Below are 607 nucleotides of genomic sequence, written 5' to 3'. Positions count from 1 at the left end.
ATCTTTGGATCACAGGCTATTTGCGCCTACCCAAAGCTTATCGCAGCTTGTCACGTCCTTCTTCGGCTCTTGATGCCAAGGCATTCACCATGCGCCCTTTGTAGCTTGACCTAATGTCGTGTCATTATAATCGGTGCACTACTTCGTCAGCTCGGTCACTGCGCTGCTCACTTGCTTAAAGCAAGCTCCGCGGCTCGTTCGGTCGCTTCCTCGTATTGCTTGATTCTAATGCCACTCCGAATTTGTTACACAAATTCTGCGTTTGACTTATATATGTACTGTTCACACTTAAGTGCTCAGAAACATAGTCATATACAGATTTTTCACAAACTCAGTCACTGATTTGAATACTAGCGTGCATTCTTATCAGTTATTATTACAAAGATTAGTAAATATCTTTACTTTAACTTATATGCAATTTTCAAAGAACAATGGTGGGCTTAAATGGACTCGAACCATCGACCTCACGCTTATCAGGCGTGCGCTCTAACCAGCTGAGCTATAAGCCCACAAATGGTGGAGATAAAGAGATTCGAACTCTTGACCCCCTGCGTGCAAGGCAGGTGCTCTCCCAACTGAGCTATACCCCCATATGTGTATATTAAAT

At 43.5% G+C, this 607-nt stretch carries 2 tRNA genes and 1 rRNA gene; all 3 read right to left on the bottom strand.

Features of this window, described 5'->3' with window-relative positions:
* Nucleotides 1-111 (bottom strand): 23S ribosomal RNA (locus OCU55_RS23765); the annotation flags it as partial.
* A 321-nt stretch (nucleotides 112-432) separates the two neighbouring features.
* Nucleotides 433-509 (bottom strand) — tRNA-Ile (locus OCU55_RS23760).
* A 5-nt stretch (nucleotides 510-514) separates the two neighbouring features.
* Nucleotides 515-590: transfer RNA gene (locus tag OCU55_RS23755), tRNA-Ala, on the bottom strand.
* Between the last annotated feature and the right edge of the window lie 17 nt (nucleotides 591-607).

The sequence above is a fragment of the Clostridium folliculivorans genome, from assembly GCF_024341905.1.
Taxonomy (GTDB): domain Bacteria; phylum Bacillota; class Clostridia; order Clostridiales; family Clostridiaceae; genus Clostridium_AR; species Clostridium_AR folliculivorans.
The sequence above is the reverse complement of the archived record's forward strand: the minus strand, read 5'-3'. Positions and strand labels throughout refer to the sequence as shown.